The organism is Kitasatospora sp. NPDC048296 (genome assembly GCF_043201815.1).
In the GTDB taxonomy this organism is placed as follows: domain Bacteria; phylum Actinomycetota; class Actinomycetes; order Streptomycetales; family Streptomycetaceae; genus Kitasatospora.
Genome location: NZ_JBICZB010000005.1, coordinates 219,211 through 235,423, shown reverse-complemented (window position 1 = coordinate 235,423; position 16,213 = coordinate 219,211). Strand labels below are relative to the sequence as shown.

At 73.1% G+C, this 16,213-nt stretch carries 19 protein-coding genes; 14 read left to right on the top strand and 5 right to left on the bottom strand.

The genetic code is table 11. The features are described 5' to 3' along the window. Window positions 1-116: 116 nt before the first annotated feature. Window positions 117-413, bottom strand: coding sequence for a hypothetical protein (locus tag ACGF12_RS06410; RefSeq protein ID WP_393026298.1), 297 nt, complete (start codon window positions 411-413; stop codon window positions 117-119). Between the two features lie 46 nt (window positions 414-459). On the opposite strand from ACGF12_RS06410, the gene ACGF12_RS06405 reads away from it, so the two are divergent. The 7 genes from ACGF12_RS06405 to ACGF12_RS06375 all read left to right on the top strand — a co-directional run bounded on the left by ACGF12_RS06405 (window position 460) and on the right by ACGF12_RS06375 (window position 5,611). Beyond that, window positions 460-927 carry a hypothetical protein gene (locus ACGF12_RS06405; RefSeq protein WP_393026296.1) on the top strand — a complete coding sequence of 156 codons (468 nt, stop codon included), beginning with the start codon at window positions 460-462 and terminating at the stop codon, window positions 925-927. A 155-nt stretch (window positions 928-1,082) separates the two neighbouring features. After that, window positions 1,083-1,448, top strand: coding sequence for a hypothetical protein (locus ACGF12_RS06400; RefSeq protein ID WP_393026293.1), 366 nt, complete (start codon window positions 1,083-1,085; stop codon window positions 1,446-1,448). A 216-nt stretch (window positions 1,449-1,664) separates the two neighbouring features. Further along, on the top strand, window positions 1,665-1,958 hold the full coding sequence (locus ACGF12_RS06395; RefSeq protein WP_393026290.1) for a hypothetical protein: 294 nt from the start codon (window positions 1,665-1,667) through the stop codon (window positions 1,956-1,958). After that, window positions 1,958-3,286, top strand: a complete 1,329-nt coding sequence (locus ACGF12_RS06390) for a putative T7SS-secreted protein (RefSeq protein WP_393026287.1) — start codon at window positions 1,958-1,960, stop codon at window positions 3,284-3,286. Before ACGF12_RS06395 ends, ACGF12_RS06390 begins: the two co-directional genes overlap by 1 nt. Next, on the top strand, window positions 3,276-3,947 hold the full coding sequence (locus ACGF12_RS06385) for a hypothetical protein (protein WP_393026284.1): 672 nt from the start codon (window positions 3,276-3,278) through the stop codon (window positions 3,945-3,947). Before ACGF12_RS06390 ends, ACGF12_RS06385 begins: the two co-directional genes overlap by 11 nt. After that, window positions 3,944-4,876, top strand: coding sequence for a hypothetical protein (locus ACGF12_RS06380; RefSeq protein ID WP_393026281.1), 933 nt, complete (start codon window positions 3,944-3,946; stop codon window positions 4,874-4,876). The genes ACGF12_RS06385 and ACGF12_RS06380 overlap by 4 nt, the downstream gene beginning before the upstream one ends. An 81-nt stretch (window positions 4,877-4,957) precedes the next feature. After that, window positions 4,958-5,611, top strand: coding sequence for a hypothetical protein (locus tag ACGF12_RS06375; RefSeq protein ID WP_393026278.1), 654 nt, complete (start codon window positions 4,958-4,960; stop codon window positions 5,609-5,611). 1 nt (window position 5,612) lies between these two features. Here the strand turns inward: ACGF12_RS06375 and ACGF12_RS06370 are convergent, their stop codons facing one another. The 3 genes from ACGF12_RS06370 to ACGF12_RS06360 all read right to left on the bottom strand — a co-directional run bounded on the left by ACGF12_RS06370 (window position 5,613) and on the right by ACGF12_RS06360 (window position 7,630). Further along, complete coding sequence (locus tag ACGF12_RS06370; protein ID WP_387618348.1) at window positions 5,613-6,128, bottom strand: pyridoxamine 5'-phosphate oxidase family protein; 516 nt, start codon at window positions 6,126-6,128, stop codon at window positions 5,613-5,615. 165 nt (window positions 6,129-6,293) lie between these two features. Further along, window positions 6,294-6,962, bottom strand: a complete 669-nt coding sequence (locus tag ACGF12_RS06365; protein WP_393026274.1) for a phosphatase PAP2 family protein — start codon at window positions 6,960-6,962, stop codon at window positions 6,294-6,296. Next, window positions 6,962-7,630 carry a DedA family protein gene (locus tag ACGF12_RS06360; protein WP_393026272.1) on the bottom strand — a complete coding sequence of 223 codons (669 nt, stop codon included), beginning with the start codon at window positions 7,628-7,630 and terminating at the stop codon, window positions 6,962-6,964. The genes ACGF12_RS06365 and ACGF12_RS06360 overlap by 1 nt, the downstream gene beginning before the upstream one ends. Before the next feature lie 115 nt (window positions 7,631-7,745). Here ACGF12_RS06360 and ACGF12_RS06355 point away from each other — a divergent pair, with 115 nt between their 5' ends. The 3 genes from ACGF12_RS06355 (at window position 7,746) to ACGF12_RS06345 (ending at window position 11,006) form a co-directional block, all read left to right on the top strand. Continuing rightward, complete coding sequence (locus ACGF12_RS06355) at window positions 7,746-8,153, top strand: BlaI/MecI/CopY family transcriptional regulator (RefSeq protein WP_393026269.1); 408 nt, start codon at window positions 7,746-7,748, stop codon at window positions 8,151-8,153. Further along, on the top strand, window positions 8,153-9,271 hold the full coding sequence (locus ACGF12_RS06350) for a M56 family metallopeptidase (protein ID WP_393026266.1): 1,119 nt from the start codon (window positions 8,153-8,155) through the stop codon (window positions 9,269-9,271). Before ACGF12_RS06355 ends, ACGF12_RS06350 begins: the two co-directional genes overlap by 1 nt. Before the next feature lie 151 nt (window positions 9,272-9,422). After that, complete coding sequence (locus ACGF12_RS06345) at window positions 9,423-11,006, top strand: GAF domain-containing protein (RefSeq protein ID WP_393026263.1); 1,584 nt, start codon at window positions 9,423-9,425, stop codon at window positions 11,004-11,006. Here ACGF12_RS06345 and ACGF12_RS06340 read toward each other — a convergent pair. Continuing rightward, entirely contained in the window at window positions 10,922-11,425 is a 504-nt protein-coding gene (locus ACGF12_RS06340) for an SsgA family sporulation/cell division regulator (protein ID WP_393026260.1), read from the bottom strand. The two genes, ACGF12_RS06345 and ACGF12_RS06340, sit on opposite strands and share 85 nt — an antisense overlap. Before the next feature lie 342 nt (window positions 11,426-11,767). On the opposite strand from ACGF12_RS06340, the gene ACGF12_RS06335 reads away from it, so the two are divergent. From ACGF12_RS06335 to ACGF12_RS06320, 4 genes are all read left to right on the top strand, one after another. Further along, window positions 11,768-13,057, top strand: coding sequence for a hypothetical protein (locus ACGF12_RS06335; protein WP_393026257.1), 1,290 nt, complete (start codon window positions 11,768-11,770; stop codon window positions 13,055-13,057). A gap of 195 nt (window positions 13,058-13,252) precedes the next feature. Then, window positions 13,253-14,548, top strand: coding sequence for a TerD family protein (locus ACGF12_RS06330; protein ID WP_393026348.1), 1,296 nt, complete (start codon window positions 13,253-13,255; stop codon window positions 14,546-14,548). Window positions 14,549-14,672: 124 nt separating this feature from the next. Further along, window positions 14,673-15,638 carry an SGNH/GDSL hydrolase family protein gene (locus ACGF12_RS06325; protein WP_393026254.1) on the top strand — a complete coding sequence of 322 codons (966 nt, stop codon included), beginning with the start codon at window positions 14,673-14,675 and terminating at the stop codon, window positions 15,636-15,638. Between the two features lie 71 nt (window positions 15,639-15,709). Next, a complete protein-coding gene (locus ACGF12_RS06320; RefSeq protein WP_393026251.1) occupies window positions 15,710-16,198 on the top strand; it encodes a GNAT family N-acetyltransferase in 489 nt (162 codons plus the stop codon). Window positions 16,199-16,213 lie beyond the last annotated feature (15 nt).

Genomic DNA, 16,213 nt, shown 5'->3' with positions numbered 1-16,213 from the left:
GTGTGTGGGGGCCCCCCGGGGGGTTGCGGGGTTTTGCTGCTATACGCCCCCCCCCCCCAACCCGTGGGGTCCCCGCCCAAACACCCATCCCCCCCCCCCCCCCCCCCCCCCCCCCGCTACCTGACCCCTTTGAACCTCTGGTCCGGGTTTACGAACGCGGCGGCCTCTTCTCGTTCGCCAATGGCTTCGTCGACTTCGACACGATCACGGTGCCGTGCCGCGACTGGCACGACCACCTGTCGCCTACCCCCGTCGTCGAACTCGACGACGCCGCCCTCGATGCCCTCGATGAGAGAGGCTGGGCCGAACTCCGCGCACTGGCGGACCGCAACGCACGGTCGACCGACAAGACTGAGCGGCGAGAAAATCCCCTGCGGCGCCGGCCGACACCCCCGCCCGAGGGGCGTCGCCATCCCGGCGAACCCCTGCAGCCTTGATCATCGCGCAGAGGAAAGACCCATGAACAGTACGCACGCGCTAGCCGACCGACTGACGAACGTCAACTGGGACCCTGCGGAGACGGACCCCCGGCTACGCATATCGCTCATGAAGGAGTTCCTCCGGCGTTCGGCGCTGTGGGCTCACCAGTTGGGTTCGGACACGTGGCCCTTCTTCGACGTGGCAGCCCTGATCGACCCGTCCGTTCGCGCCGACCCCGACCTGGTCGAACAGGTCTCGGAGAGCTGCGCCCTGCAAAGCACGGCCGTTCAGCAGAGCTGCGTAGGAGCCTTGCACTTCGCCGCCCTCCAGGAATCCGGCAGGGCCACGCCCCAGCTGCCGGACCCGTACGAGCCCATCGTCTCCCTGTTCGAGAACGGTGGCGGCTTCACTCTTGACAGCACCGGAATGATCGACATCGATATCTCGGTGAGCATGAGCCGAGGCAGCCTGGCGGACTGGCTGCAGCGCGCGGCGCCGACCTCATGACGAGCACCATCCGCGGGCCGATCAGCCCCGGAGTGGTGGCACGCGGATGAGCAAGGGCCTCACTGACGCAGTGCCGGAACGGCTGGCCGACATCAAATGGACCAACGCGAAAGGCCGCAGCCCGCATGTGGCCTCCCCGTGATGCGGAGACACGTATGCCCATCTGGCGAAAATCCACGCACACCTCTTCCTCGACAGCGAGGAACTCCCGCTCCCGCCCGGCCGGGGAGACCGGGCAGTGGGACGACCTGTCCAGCTTCATGCAGGGGTATCTGAACGTCGAAATGGCCGGCCCGTACTACCTGCTCCAAATCCGACGGACGATCCGCAGCTTCCCTTCGTACGACGCCCTCCGGCGGAGCTTCGAACGGATGCTCGCCGAACAGACCATGACCTGTGGCGAGTTCTGCGAGAACACCTGGCTCGACTTCGAGACCGACGAGGAAATGTACGAGTACCTGGGAAAGATCCACGCCTACCTCTTCCTCGGCCAAGGGGAACCCCCTCTGCCGCCCGACTGAGGAATCCAAGGACCCACGGGCTGAGGCTTCCGCCTTCGTTGGCGCCTCCGGCTCGGCCGGAGCCGCCAACGCCCCGAACTACCCGAGCTCGCCAGCCGTCGAACTCGTACGGAGCCCGTCAGGAGCCCGTACGAGTTCCGTCAAGGCCGAACAGCCGCACACGAACCCCCCGTTAGCCTCTCGGCGATACAGCGATCAGCAACACGGGGGTGTGCGATGGCCGACTTCACGGTCAGTCCGGAGTTCCTCGCCAAGCTCTGCCAGGACCTCAAGGGCTGCGGCGACGAACTCGACCAGGGATTGCAGGCTTTGAAGGGGGCGAGCCGCAGCGGGCTCGGGTACGACTTCCTGGAGGACGCCGGGAAGCACTTCCAGGAGAAGTGGGAGTTCGGACTCGGCAAGGTCCGCGAGTCCGTCAAGGTGCTGGTCGAAGGCCTGGAGAAGGTGCAACAGGGCTACGACGGAACCGAGCAGAGCATCATCAACGCCCTCACCCCGCAGAGCGCCTGATGGCAGACCAGACGCCGACCTGGAACGGCCTCGGCTTCAACCCGGCGCCGGGCGACCAGACCGCCGTGACCAACCTGAGCGCGACCCTGCGCCGGGTCGCGGGGCACCTGGGGACCATCCACACCACGTTGTCGCAGCTCTCCAACCACGAGGGGCAGTGGACCGGTAAGGCCGCCGACAAGTTCGCCGAGAAGTTCGGCAAGCTCCCCGAATACCTGGGAGACGCCTCCGACTCGATCACCGCCGCCTACGGCGCGCTCGACACCTGGTACAAGGCGCTCACCGAACACCAGCCCAGGGCCGCCGAGTTGGAACGGCAGGCGGTCGCCGCCCGGCAGCACAAGTCCGAGGCCGACCAGGCGCACACGGCGGCCGCCGCCAACCCGGACCTCAAGCTGGCCGGGCAGAGCTTCCCCGACGACGCCTCCCTCTCCGCCGCCACGAACCGCTACAACACGGCGAAGAAGCACCTCGACGACGCGGCCGCCACCGTCCGCAGCGCCACCGAGGACCTGCAACACCTCCAGAGCCAGGGCGCCACCCTGCAGAGCACCCATAGCGGCGACGCCCACAAGGCGGCGGACGCCATCCGCAAGGCCGCCGACAGCAAGGCCCCACCGGAGCCCGGCTGGCTGGACGAAGTCGGCAACTGGTTCAAGAACCACGGCGCCGACCTCCTGACGGTCGCGGCGAGCGTCGTCGGCGTCGCGGCGATCTTCTTCCCGCCCCTCGCTCTGGCCGCGGTCGCCCTGAGCCTCGCCGCGGCGGGCGCGCACGCCGCACAGTACGGCTGGAGCGGGCTCATGCCGCCGTCAAAGGCGAACCTCGGCAACTGGCTCACCTTGTCCGGTGACATTCTCGGCGCGTTCCCCCTTGTGGGAGCAGTCGGCAAGGGTGCGGGCACGGCCCTGAAGGTGGGCCTCAAGACAGGTGTCTCCGCAGGTGCCAAGGCCGGTGTCGCCAAGGTGGGTTTCGAGGCGGCTGCGATCAAGGGCCTGGACCCGGCGAACCCGATCTTCAAGGCCCTGATCGAGAAGCCGGCTTTGAGCAAGGGCCTCTCCGTGGCAACCGCCCACAACCTCACCGACGGGGTGCAGAGCGCCGCCACTCTGGCCCTGACCGCGCCGACGGCCTACTCACTCGCCGAGGACAACCCCAGCGACCTGCTCAACAACTCCGTGAACGGCACCACCGGAGCCGGCAACGTCGTCGGTGGGACCGGGCTCGCATGGGGCGGCAGCAAGCCCGCCAAGGTCGTCGGCGGCGTCCTGGCCGTCGGAAACGCCTTCGCGCTTTCCGCTTCTTGGCTGGCAGGCAATGACCACTGAGCCCCCTTCGCTCTGGCTCTCCCTGCCCGTGGGCTTCACGGGTATCGACCTGGCCGCGGATCCCGGCGACCGGATGGAACGAATGGTGGACGGCCTGAGCGCCGGCTTCTCCGCCGCGCGCCCAGAGCAGACACTCAGCGTCGCCATCGCTGCCGAAACCGCCCTGCAGTCCCAACTACGGGAGGGTGTCGTCCACTTCTCCGTCTGCCTGGCCCAGGCATCGGACGGCACACCTGTCCTGGGCACCTTCTCCCTCTTCATCCGGCCGGAGGAGCTCGGCCCTCCGGGCAGCTACCCCCAGCGGGTCGCCGAGCAACTCGCCGCCGCCTGGCCGGAGGCCGACGTCGGCGTGCTCGAACTGCCCCTCGGGCGCACGGCGGTGGCTGTCCGTGACGTGCCGGCACCGGTGCCCGGAGCGGTCTACGACGTGCCCGAGTCGACCGTCACCACCGTGCGCCAGACGGAGTTCCTGATCCCGCACCCGTGGAGCCCCCACGTGGTCGCGGCCGTCTTCACCACCGAGCAGGTCGAGTACTGGGAAGAATGGCTGTCGGCGGTCGCCGCCGCCGTCAACGGGATCTCCTTCTACCCGCCCCGCGACGAGTCTCTGGACGACCTGCCGCCCGAGCAGTGGGACAACATCCGGAAGGCGTTCGGTTGACGATCACCCAGTCCGACGAGGACACGCGCGACGGGCGCCACCGGTTCGGCCATGCGCTGGGGACCATCGCCGTCTCGACCGGGATCATCATCGGCATCATCGCCGTGGACGTGTACGTCAGTACGATCGTCGCCGTCCTCCTGGGGTTCCTCTACCCCATTGCCATGATCGCCGCGTTCACGGTGCGGCCCGATGCCATCAGGAACCGCGAGTTCAGGAAGGATGAGGGCGGCTGGGTCGCGATCATGGCCATCGCGGCCCTCCTCGCGTACCTGGCCGGGACCGATCTCCGGCACAACCTGATCCTGCGTTCGGGCACGGACGTGACCGCAGTGGTGCTGGAGGAGAAGATCGAGAAGTCCGGCCGAGGGGTGACGAGGTCGTACACCCTCATCCCGAGCGACGGCGCGGCCATTCCCGGCGGGGACCTCACGCCGAACTCGGAGCGGTTCAAGCCCGGGGACATCATCACCGTACGGGTGGACCCGGCTGGCCGGGTGGCCCCCAAGCTGCCCGGAGAGGCGGACTCCCCCGTCGCGCTCCTGGGCTTCCTCGGCCTCAACGCGGCGATCGACGGCATCGTGCTCTGGGCCGCCCGCAAACCGCGCCCGCCCCGCCTCCCCAGCCCGACCCGCCAACGGCTTGCCGAACGCTGGAGACGGGCCCGGGATCGGTTCCGTGCCCTCACCGGGTGGCCGTTCGTCGTGGCTGCAGGGGTGCTGTCGGCAGCGTGGCTGGGGCTGTTCCGGCTCGCCCTGAGCGACCTCACGCGGACGATCACGGCTGGCGTCGCCTACCTGTTCGTCATGTCGGGATTCTTCGGCATGTTCGACGACGACAGAGCGAAGAACGTCTTCCGCGGCCGGGTGGTCCTCACTGTCGCCCTCGCCACGGTGGCGCTCGGCGGCTACCTGTGCGCGACCACCTGACACCCCGCCCGTAGCGCGTCACGAGCTCGGCGTACGCTTCCACCCCGTCGCCCCGAGGAGCGACCGAGGATCGGGGGAGCCATGGCGAGAACGAGGACCCGGCGCGGAACGATCGCGCTGACGGCCGCGCTGGTGGCCGCGGTGCCGGCCGGGACGTTCGGGCTGGTGCTGGTGAGCACCTACGTGGGCTTCGGCGCGGCCTCGCTCCTCGGGCTGGCGGTCGGGATCGCCTGGATCACGGGCGTGGTCCGGCTGCTCGGGGCGGTGGGCTGCTGGCTGGCGGCCTGTGGCGCGGTCCTGTGGCTCATGGCGCTGGGGACCGTGGCCTCCGCCCGGGACGCGATGATCCTGAACGCCACAGGGGTGACCACCGACGCCCGGATCACAGCGGCGTACGACCAGCCGACCGGGAAGCACCCGAGCTCGGAGTACGAGCTCGTCGACGAGTCCGGTTCCCCGCTCGGCAGGGTGTTCGGGGGCTTCCACTCGCACGTGGTCGGCGACCGGGTCACGGTCCGCTACGACCCCCGGGGCGTTGCGGCCACCCATACCCCGGACGGCATCGACTTCGCCGGGGACCTGGCCATCGCCCTCTCCCTCAACGCCGTCCTGATGGCCGCCGTCGCCGGCCTCGGGGTGGCGGTGGTCCGCAACGGCCGCCCGCGCCGGGTCCCGTTCCGCCGGGCGGGCGGCGTCGGCGGGACCCCCCGCGACGCCGCCCGCCCCCAGCGGTGAACTACCCCCGTGCCACCCGCGCCCGCAGGTAGTTGCGCCGCCCGAAGTTCGGCTCGTCCACCGCCGTCAGCTCCTCCACCTGGAACCGGTACAGCGCCGCCGCCCCGCCCCCGGTGAGGAACTGCCGCCGGACCTCCTCGTCCTGCGCGAAGGACGGGTAGCGCCCCTGGTACGCCGCCAGCGCGGCCTCCGCCTGCCGCCCCCAGGCCTCGCCGGCGCTCCCGGTCAGCTGCAGCCCGCGCAGCTGCTCGCCGAAGACCGGCGGCGGCAGGAAGACGGTGGCGGCAGCCCGGGCCTCCTCGGCGAGGTGGTGGCTGTGCCGGGTGGAGCGCTCGCTGACGAAGTACAGGACGAGGTCGTCGTCGTACGCGAAGAACGCCAGGTTGGCGTGCGGCCCGTGTTCGTGGCCGGCGGTGGCCAGGGTGAGCACCATGGCCTCGGCGAGCAGCCCCTCGACGCCCTTGTGCAGCAGGTCGCCCGGCCAGTCCCCTTGCGTGATGTCGAGTCGGTACGGCATTCGGCACTCCCTCCGCTGGCACGCCCGGTGCCTTCGCGCCCCGAGCACGACTGAGCCGGGCGGGCGCCCCCTGGAAGGGGGCCCCACGCCCGGCTCACATGCTCCACCCGCCGTCCGAAACCGGACAAGAGGCACAGCGGATTACGGACTCGGTACTGCCGTGTACTACCGCGCCCGGTGCGACGCGTACCCGCGGGCCACCACCGGCATCGCACCGGGGCCCAGCAGCGGACGCAGCGCGCCCGAGCGCATCCTGTCCACCAGCGGCCCGCAGCGCCCGGCCAGCGGCGCCAGCACCAGCGCGACCACGATGCCGACCAGCGCGCCGACCGCCACGTCGTGCGGGTAGTGCACGCCGACCCAGACCCGCGAGGCGGCCATCAGTGCCGCGAAGACCGTGGCGACGACGCCGAGCCGCCGGCTGACGAACCAGAGCGAGATCGCGGCGGCGAAGGCGATCACCGAGTGGTTGCTCGGGAAGGACCAGTCAGCGCTGGTCGCGCTCGGGCAGGTCTCCAGCGAGACGATGCCGTGGATCTGGTCGCAGGGCCGGAGCTCCTCGACCTGGCCCTTGAGCACGGAGTTGACGCCGTACGCGATGACCACGATCACCGGCGAGGCCAGCACCCTGGCCATCAGCACGGAGTCGGCGCCGCGCGCCCGCCACCAGGCGTGGAGCATGAAGAGCGCGAACAGTCCGAGGCCGATCGCCGACCAGACCTTGATCACGTCGTTCAGCCAGTGCGGCGCCGACTGCACCCACCCGTTGACCCGGGTGTACAGGCTGCCGTCGATGCCACTGCCGTCGTAGACGGCCAGAGCCCGAGAGGACATCACACGTCACCTCCGTGACGGCGCGCCTTACGGGCGCGGAACAGTTCAAGAACAATGGGGAGCACGGAGACAACTACTACCAGACCGATGATCGGCAGCAGATATCGGTCGATGCTGGGAATCGAGGATCCGAGCCCGTACCCGGCCAGCACCACGCCGACCGTCCAGAGCGCACCGCCGGTCACCTGCCAGACGGTGAACGAGCGGACCGGCACCTCCAGCACGCCGCAGAGCGGGTTCAGCACCGTTCGGACCACCGGGATGAACCGGGCCAGCACGATCGCCTTGCCGTGCCCGTACCTGCCCAGCAGTTCCTCGGCCCGCTCGACGCCCTCCAGCAGGCTCTTGCGCTTGGTGCGGCGCAGCAGCGCCCGGCCGCCGCGCCGGCCGATCACGTAGCCGACCTGGGCCCCGACCAGGGCTCCGACCAGGGCGGCGGGCAGCACCTGCCACAGGTGCAGCTGCGGGCCCTTGGTGGCACCGGGCACGCAGAGCAGACCCGCGGTGAACAGCAGCGAGTCGCCGGGCAGGAAGAAGCCGACCAGCAGGCCGGTCTCGGCGAACAGCACGACGGCGATGCCGAGCGCGCCGAAGGCGGCGAGCAGCGAGGACGCGTCCAACGGGTTCACCGCGAGGTGAACGGCCGCATCCGCGGGGAACTGAAGCAAGGCTGGCGGACCTCCCGTACGTTGGAGGGCGGTTCCCAGCGGAACCCGCCCCGACCGTCTACAGTGACGTAGACGGTCTACACGACTGTAGACGAATCCTGGAGGAAGCGCCGCCATGTCCGACGTACCGTCCGCCCGCCGGCCCGCCGGGGAGCTGGAGGCCGAGGTGCTGGCCGCCCTCTGGTCGGCCCGGCAGCCGATGACGCCGCAGGACGTCCAGACGGCGCTCGGCGGGGACCTCGCCCGCACCACCATCGCGACGATCCTGGCCCGGCTGCACGACAAGGGGACGGTCGAGCGCACCCGGGCCGGCCGCGCCTACGCGTACACCCCGACCGTCCAGGACACCGCGGGCCTGGCCGCCCGCCGGATGCACACCGAGCTGGGCCGCGAGGCCGACCGCTCCACCGTGCTCGCCCGCTTCGTCTCCGACCTCTCCGCCGAGGACGAGCAGCTGCTGCGCGAACTGCTCGGCGACGGCGCACCCGGAGCGTCGGGCGGACCGGGGGCCGGCACCCCGTGATGCTCACCGTCTGGGCCCCGCTGCTCCTGCCCTTCCTCGCCGCCCCGCTGGCCCGCCGCCTCGCCGAGTCGCTGGCGCCCCGGGCGGCCGCCTGGCTGCTGGCCGGCGCCGCCGTCGTCCTGGCCGGGGGCACCCTGTGCTCGCTCGGCCTGCTCGCCACCGCCGGGCTGCTCCAGCTGCCCCCGGTCGCCGCCCTCGGCCACCTCTCGCTGCCCTGGCTCACCGCCGCCGCCCCGGACGCCCCGCTCGCGGCCGCCGCGGCCGCTCCCGTACTCGCCGCGCTCGCCGCGCTCGCCGTGCGCACCGCCCGCCGCCGCCGGCTGGACCTGCGGACCGCCCGGGCCGCCCTGCCCGCGCTCACCCCCCTCACCGCGTCGCCCGTCGACGCCGCTGCCGACGCCGCCGACCAGCATCCGGACATGCGCCCCCGGCGCGCCTCCATGCGCCGGGGGCGCGCCGCGCGATGGCTTCGGCCCGGCGAGAACCCGCTCACCGCCGTGCTGTCACGGCCCGAGAACCACCCGCTCACCGTGCTGGACGACGACCGCGCCGACGCCTTCGCCCTGCCCGGCCGCCTGCGCCGCCCCGGCCGGGCGGGCGAGCCCGGCCGGATCGTGGTCACCTCCGGCATGCTGCGCGCCCTCAGCGGGCCCGAGCGCTCGGCCCTGCTCGCCCACGAGCGCGCCCACCTGGCCGCCCGCCACCACGTCTTCCTCGCCGTCGCCGAGCACGCCGCCGACCTCCACCCGGCGCTCCGCCCACTGCGCGCGCCCCTCGGGTACCACCTGGAGCGCTGGGCCGACGAGGTGGCAGCGGCCCGGGTCGGCGACCGCGCCGTGACCGCTCGCGCGGTCGGCCGGGCCGCCCTCGCCGCGAACCGTTCGCCCTGGCCGGCCCGGCCCCGGCTGGTCGCCGCCGCCCACTCCGGCCCGGTCCCCCGCCGGGTCGCGGCGCTGCTCCAGCCCCGCCCCGCGGCCACCCCCGGCACCCTGCTGCGGGCCGTCGCCCTGGCCCTGGCCACCTGCCTGGCGCTGACCACCGGCGCCACCCTGGAGGCCACCGCGGACCTGCACCACACCGTCGAGGCCGCCCAGCACGAACCCGGCGCCCAGCACTAGAGCACGAGCGCTGAGGCCCCTCAGGACGGTCTCCGTACCGACCGGTCCGGCGACTTGGCGGACCCCATGCCCACAGGCCCACCGCACCCGTACGCTTTCGTCAGCGCGTCGACCCCGGCGCGCCCTCGAACGGCGGCGAGGAGCAACGCGAGTGCGGCAGACCGGACGGCAGTCCCGACGACCAGAGCGCCGCACCCCGCCGACCGCGACGGAGCTGGCCAAGGTCCACGACCGCACCCTCGCCGACGCCGCCGCCCGCGAACTCACCGTGCCCGAGACCGGCGGGACCGGCGGGACCGGCGGGACCGGCGGGACCGGCCTGCTCGAACCCCGCCCCGAGATCGGCGACTCCTGGGCCCGGCTGCGCCGCCTCGGCCTCGACCCCGACGCCGGCGCCGCCACCGTCCTGCTCGGCCCCGCCGAACTGGAGCGGCGCCGCCGGGCCAGCGGGCTGGACACCGTCCTGCCGGCGCTGCGCGAGACCCTGCTGGGACCGTCCGACCCGGCCCCGCTGATCCTCGCCGTCGCCGACTCCGAGGGCCACGTGCTCTGGCAGGACGGCGAACGAGGGCTGCGCCGCAGCGCCGACCGGATCGGCTTCGTCACCGGCGCCCGCTGGATCGAGGAGAGCGTCGGCACCAACGGCATCGCCGTCGCGCTGCGCGCCCAGCGCCCGATGCACGTCCACTCCGGCGAGCACTACCTGCGCAGCCACCACGCCTGGACCTGCGTGGCCGCGCCCGTGCACGACCCGGCCACCGGACGGCTGGTCGGCGCGATCAACCTCAGCGGCCCGGCGCACAACGTCCGCCCGTTCCTGCTCCAGCTCACCGCCACCGCCGCCCGGCTCGCCGAGGCCGAACTGCGCGCCCACCGGCTGGAGGCGCTGAACCAGCTGCGTACCCTGGCCGCCCCGCTGCTCGCCCGGGTCGGCGGCCCGGCCCTGGTGGTGGACGCGGCCGGCTGGACCGCCGCCGCGGCCGGACTGCCGCCGCCCAGCCGGCTGCGCGTGCCCAGCGAGGGCTGGGCCCCGGCGGCCGTGCACTGGGTGCCCGGTCTGGGCGAGTGCGTGCTGGAACCGCTCGCGGACGGCTGGCTGGTGCGCCCGGTCCGCCCGCCCGAGGCGGACGGCTCCGGCACGGTGAGCGCCGAACAGGCCGCGGGCGCCCGGCTCCGGCTCGACCTGCGGCGCCCGGACCGCGCCGAACTGTTCGTCCGGGGCACGGCCGACAGCTGGTCGCACCCGGTCAGCCCGCGCCACGCCGAACTGCTGCTCCTGCTGGCCACCTCGTGCGAGGGCAGCACCGCGGCCCAGCTCGCCGAGGCGCTGTTCGGCGACGCGGGGCGGACGGTGACGGTCCGGGCCGAGCTGTCCCGGCTGCGCCGCTACCTGGGCGGGCTGCTGGCCCACCGGCCGTACCGTTTCGCCGACTCGGTGCTGGTCACCGTCGAGGGGCCGGAGGACCCGTACGACCTGCTGCCCGCCTCCACCGCCCCGGCGGTCCGGCGGCTTCGGGCCGGGCTCGCGGCGGGCACGGTACGGCTGCCGGGCGCCGCGGCGCCCGTCCCGCCACCGCGCTCCGCAGGATCCGCAGGAGGCGGTCCGGCCGGTGTAGGCAGGACGGGCAGTACGGGCAGTACCGCCGGTGCTCAGCCGCCGCCCGCGAGCAGCGCGGCCAGCTGGTCGTCGGTCGGCCCGCAGTCGCGCTCCTCCTCGGCGGAGACCAGCGCGTAGGTACGGTCCAGCCAGGCCTGCACCCGGGGCTTGGAGGCCTCCAACAGGGCGCTGCCGTGCGGGGATTCGAGCGCCAGGTGCAACGTCGAGCCGTGACAGGGACAGTAGGCCGGCCACAGCTTGACGTCGCCCTGGCCACTCAGCGAGCGCAGGCCGTCACGCAGCAGATCGCGCGAGAACACCCAGTCCGCCTCGTCCGGCCGCCCCAGATGGAAGGTCAGCACCACCTCGTACGGGTGCGAAGCTTCGAAGCGGAACCTGGTGCGCACCTCGCCGACCACCTCCTCGCCCAGCGAGATCCGCAGCATCAGCACCTCCTCCACCGCCGCCGGAGCGGCGGTGGAGCCGCCCCCATCGTCGCCCGTGGGGGTGGCGGCGAGGGGGGCACTGGAGGCTGCGGACAGCGGGTCGGGCGACATGACGGTCTCTCCGGGAACGGCGCGGGATACCACCAGCCTGCGCCACCGGCGACCGGACGGGCAAGGGTTGCAAGGGGGTTGCAATAATCCCCGTCCAGGCCGAACACCCCTTACCGAACGGTCGGACGGAACGGCCAGACGGACCGTCAACTTCCGCTCATCGAACGGATGTCCGGAAAATGGATGGATATTGTCCGCGGTCCGGCCGCCCGCTGGTACGCTCTCCCCCTCCCGGCGCGGGCCCGCGGCGGAACCGGTGCGAACCGGCCGGAACCGGGCCCTGCGGCTGCGCGTGGGAGAATACGGCCGACGCGACGGCGACTTCGGGGAGGGAGGGGTCCGGTGGCTGCGCGCGAGGACACCGCGCGGGACGTGCGGCACGAGCCCGAACGGCACGGTCGACACGGTCGGCCGCGCCCCTTCGGCGGCCGGTTCCGGCTGCCCACCCTGCGCTTCTCCGGCGCCGCCATGGCGATGTCCACCGTCGTCGGCATCAGCATCGCCACCACCCTCCTCCTCAACGAGCAGCAGGGCATCGGCCGGCGGGCCGGCGTGGCCCGGGTCGGCAGCACCCCGCCGCCCACCCCGAGCGCCACCGACCAGGCCGAGGCCGCCGCCGAGCGGACCCCTGCCACCCCCGCGCCATCCGGTCACCCGCACGACTCCCGGCCCACCGGACACCCCTCGGCGCACCCGTCCGCCCCGGCGAACGCCGCCGCCACCGCGCCCCCGGCCGGACTCCCGGCGGGCACGTCGATCCCGGTCACCCCCTCGACCGGTGGGCAGGCCTCGGCCGGACACGAGCCCCGGCCCTCGGCGGACACCCCCGGCACCGGCATCGCCGCCGGCCCCTCGCCCTCGGCGCAGCCGTCCACCCCCTCCGACGGACCGGCGGGCGGGCAGCCGCAGGCCGACCCGTCCGGCACCGGGCAGCCGGGCGGCGCGCCGTCGCCGCAGCCCAGCGGCCTGCGGCCGGTCGCCCCGGCCCACCCCGCAGCGGAGCAGCCGGCCCCGCCCGTACCGGCCCGCCCGGTGCCACCGCCCGCCGCCGCGGTCCCGGGCGACAACGGCGCCGCCGGAGGCACCGACGGCGCCCCTGGTGCCGTCGGCTCCGCCAACTCGGCAAACTCGGCCAACTCCGCAAAGTCGGCCAACTCGGCCGCCTCCACCGACTCCGCCGACGTGGAGGCCGACCGCGCCCTGACCGGCACCGGCCGGATCACCCCGCTCGGGCGCGACGGCCTCCGGCACGCGCTGAACCTCGCCGTGGCCGAGCCGGTCACCGCCCTGCAGGCCGAATTCCGGCTCGCCCCGGGCGAGTTGGCCCCCGGCAGCAGTGCCGCCTGGACCGATCTTCCGGGCGCCGTGGTGACCGTCCAGCAGGAGCGCGGCAGCCTGGTCTACCGCTTCACCACCCCGCCCGGGACGGACGTCGAGCCCGGCCACTACAGCTTCGCCGTACGCGGCACCCGGCCGGCCGAACCGCTCGGCCCGGTGCGCAAGTCGCCCCCTGCGGAGAGCTGGAACGCCGCCGCCTTCGGCATCGGACACCCCCGGGCGGTCGCTGCGCTCGGCGGCTTCGGCCAGCTACTGCCGCTGCCCACCCAGCCGTTGGCACCCGCGCCCCACTGAGCCACCACGCTGACCCGCCGTCGGCCCCCTCCCGTCGACTGATCCGATGTTCCGACGATCAGGCAGCTCAGCGCTTCGGCCGGGCTCATCCCCGCACCCCCGTTCGTTACTGTGGGCAGCACCCGGCCCTGCGGCCCCACCGGCCCCGGCCCGGGCCGTCGTTCCGCACCCGAGGAGGAGTCCTTGTCCACCGTCCTGACCCAAGGCGGCAACGCACCGCTGACCGCCGCGCGGGTGACCGTCGAGGTCACCGCGCCCAAGGCGCTGGACGTCTCCGGCCTGCTGCTGACCGACACCGGCAAGGTCCGCTCGGACGCCGACTTCGTCTTCTTCAACGCCCCGCACGGACCCGGCGTCAGCCTCCGCCCGGCCGCCGCCGGCGCGCCGGACGCGATCACCGTGGACACCCCTGCCGTCCCCGCCGACATCAGCAAGATCGTGGTCACCGCCAGCCCGGCCGACCAGTCCTCCACCTTCGCCGGGATCGAGCCCACCGCCACCGTCCGGGACACCGACACCGGGGCCGTCCTGGTCACCTTCACCCCGCCCCGACTGGGCCTGGAGACCGCGCTCATCGTGGTCGAGGTCTACCGGCGCAACGGGTCCTGGAAGGTGCGCGCGGTCGGTCAGGGCTACGCCGACGGCCTGGCGGGCATCGCCACCGACTTCGGCGTCAGCGTGGACGACTCCCCCGCCCCGGCCGCCGCCCACGCCCAGGCCCCGATCCCACCGAGCGCGCCGACCGTCCAGATCACCTACCCGGCCGCCCCGCCGCTGCCGCCCGTCCCCCCTGCGCCACCGGCTCCGCCGGTGAGCCCCGCCCCGCCGGTCGACCCGCGGATCGCCCTCGCCACCGCCCCGCCGCTCCACCCGGCCCCGCCCGCGCCGCCCGCCGCGCCCCCGGCCGACCGGCCCAAGGTCACCCTGGACAAGGGCCGGGTCAACCTGGTCAAGGGCAGCTCCGTCTCCCTGGTGAAGAACGGCCGCCCCTTCCTCTCCTCGGTCCGGATGGCGCTCGGCTGGGAGTCCGCCGCCCGCGGCCGCGACATCGACCTGGACGCCTCCTGCCTGGCCTTCGACGCCCAGCACAAGCGGCTGGAGACGGCCTGGTTCATGAAGCTGAACATCTTCAACGGCGCGATCGCCCACTCCGGCGACAACCTGGTCGGCGGTGACGGCGGCGACGACGAGGCGATCACCGTCCACCTGGAGGGCCTCCCGGCCGAGGTCCACGCGCTGGTCTTCGTGGTCAACTCCTTCTCCGGCCAGAAGTTCACCGAGGTGCGGAACGCCTACTGCCGCCTGGTGGACGTCCGGACCGAGGAGGAGCTGGTCCGCTTCGACCTCACCCACTCCGAGGCGCACACCGGCGTGGTGATGTGCAAGCTGGTCCGCCGCCCCTCCGGCGAGTGGGAGATGACGGCGCTCGGCGAGTACGTCGACGGCAAGACCGCCCGGGCGATGATCGAGCCCTCCGCCGCCCTGCTCTAGACGGCAACGTCACGGGCACGCCCGCGATTTCACCCCTCTGAGGCATCAAGTCGTCCACGGATCGACTCGATTGATCCTCAGGGGGGTGAATCGCACTCTCCCCTGCACCCGTTGAGGAGAGACCGTGCCACACTTCCCGTCCCGCCTCGCCGTTGCCGGCACCGCCGTCGCGCTCGCCGCCGGTCTGATCACCCCCACCACCGCCCAGGCCGCCGCCAAGCCCGCCACCCGCGCCGGCGCGCTGCGGTGGGCCGCCCTCGGCGACAGCTACACCGCGGGCGTGATCGAGGCCACCGGCGACCTGACCGAGCCCAACGACGGCTGCGCCCGCACCACCGGCTCCTACCCCGAGCTCATCCGCCGCGACCTCGGCTCCCTGGTCGGCCTGCGCAACGTCAGCTGCAGCGGCGCCACCAGCCTCGACGTGTACGCGAACAAGCAGAGCCCGCTCGGCCGCCCGCTCCCGCCGCTCGGCACCGACCCCAACGCGCCCTACCCGCCTGTCCCGCCGCAGGTGGACGCCGTCGAGCGGGACACCGACGTGATCACCGTCGGGGTCGGCGGCAACGACCTCGGCTTCGGCGGGATCCTCAAGGACTGCATCGTACTGGGCGCCGCCGCCCTCGGCCGGGGCACGCCCTGCAAGGACAAGTACGACGCCCAGCTGCCCGGCCGGCTCGCCGAACTGCGCACCGACTACTCCACCATGCTCGGCGCGCTGCGGATGAAGGCCCCGTCCGCCAGGATCCTCGCCGTCGGCTACCCGCACCTCTTCCCCGAGAACGCCAGCCACTGCAGGTACGGCGACCTGCTGCAGTTCGCCACCTTCACCACCGGCGACCTCGCCTGGGCCCGTACCGCCGTCCTGGAACCGCTCAACGCGATCATCGCCCAGGACGCCGCCGCCCAGGGCGACACCTTCGTGGACCTCTACCCCGCCACCACCGGGCACAGCGTCTGCGACGCCGACCACTGGCTGGACGGCGTACTGACCAGCGTCCTCCCCCTCAAGTACGCCGTGGTGCACCCCAACGCCAAGGGCCAGGCCTTCGCCGCCACCCAGGTCGAGGACGCCGTCCTCGGCGGCTGACCTTCGCACCGTGCGGGCCGGGCGCCGAAATCCCGTTGCCCCGCCCGCCCGTCGGCGATCATCCTGGTCGGATGATCATTCGCGAAGCCACCCCCGGGGACTGGCCGGCCATCTGGCCCTTCTTCCACGCCATCGTCGCCGCCGGCGAGACCTTCCCCTACCCCCTGGACATGTCCTCGGAGTTGGGCCAGGAGTGGTGGATGCACTCCGCCCCCGACCACACCGTGGTCGCGGTGGACGAGGACGGACGCGTTCTCGGCACCTCCACCATGAACCGCAACCGCCCCGGCAACGGCTCGCACGTGGCCAGCGCCAGCTACATGGTCGACCCGGCCCAGCACGGCCGCGGCATCGGGCGGGCCCTGGTCGAGTACTCCCTCGACTGGGCCCGCCGAGCCGGCTACCGCGCCATGCAGTTCAACGCCGTGGTCGCCAACAACCACCACGCCGTGAAGCTCTACCGGTCCCTCGGCTTCGAGATCGTCGGCACCGTCCCCGAGGCCTTCCACCACCCGGTCGACGGCTACGTCGGTCTGCACGTCATGTACCGGCCGCTGTAAGGGACTCACCCCCCG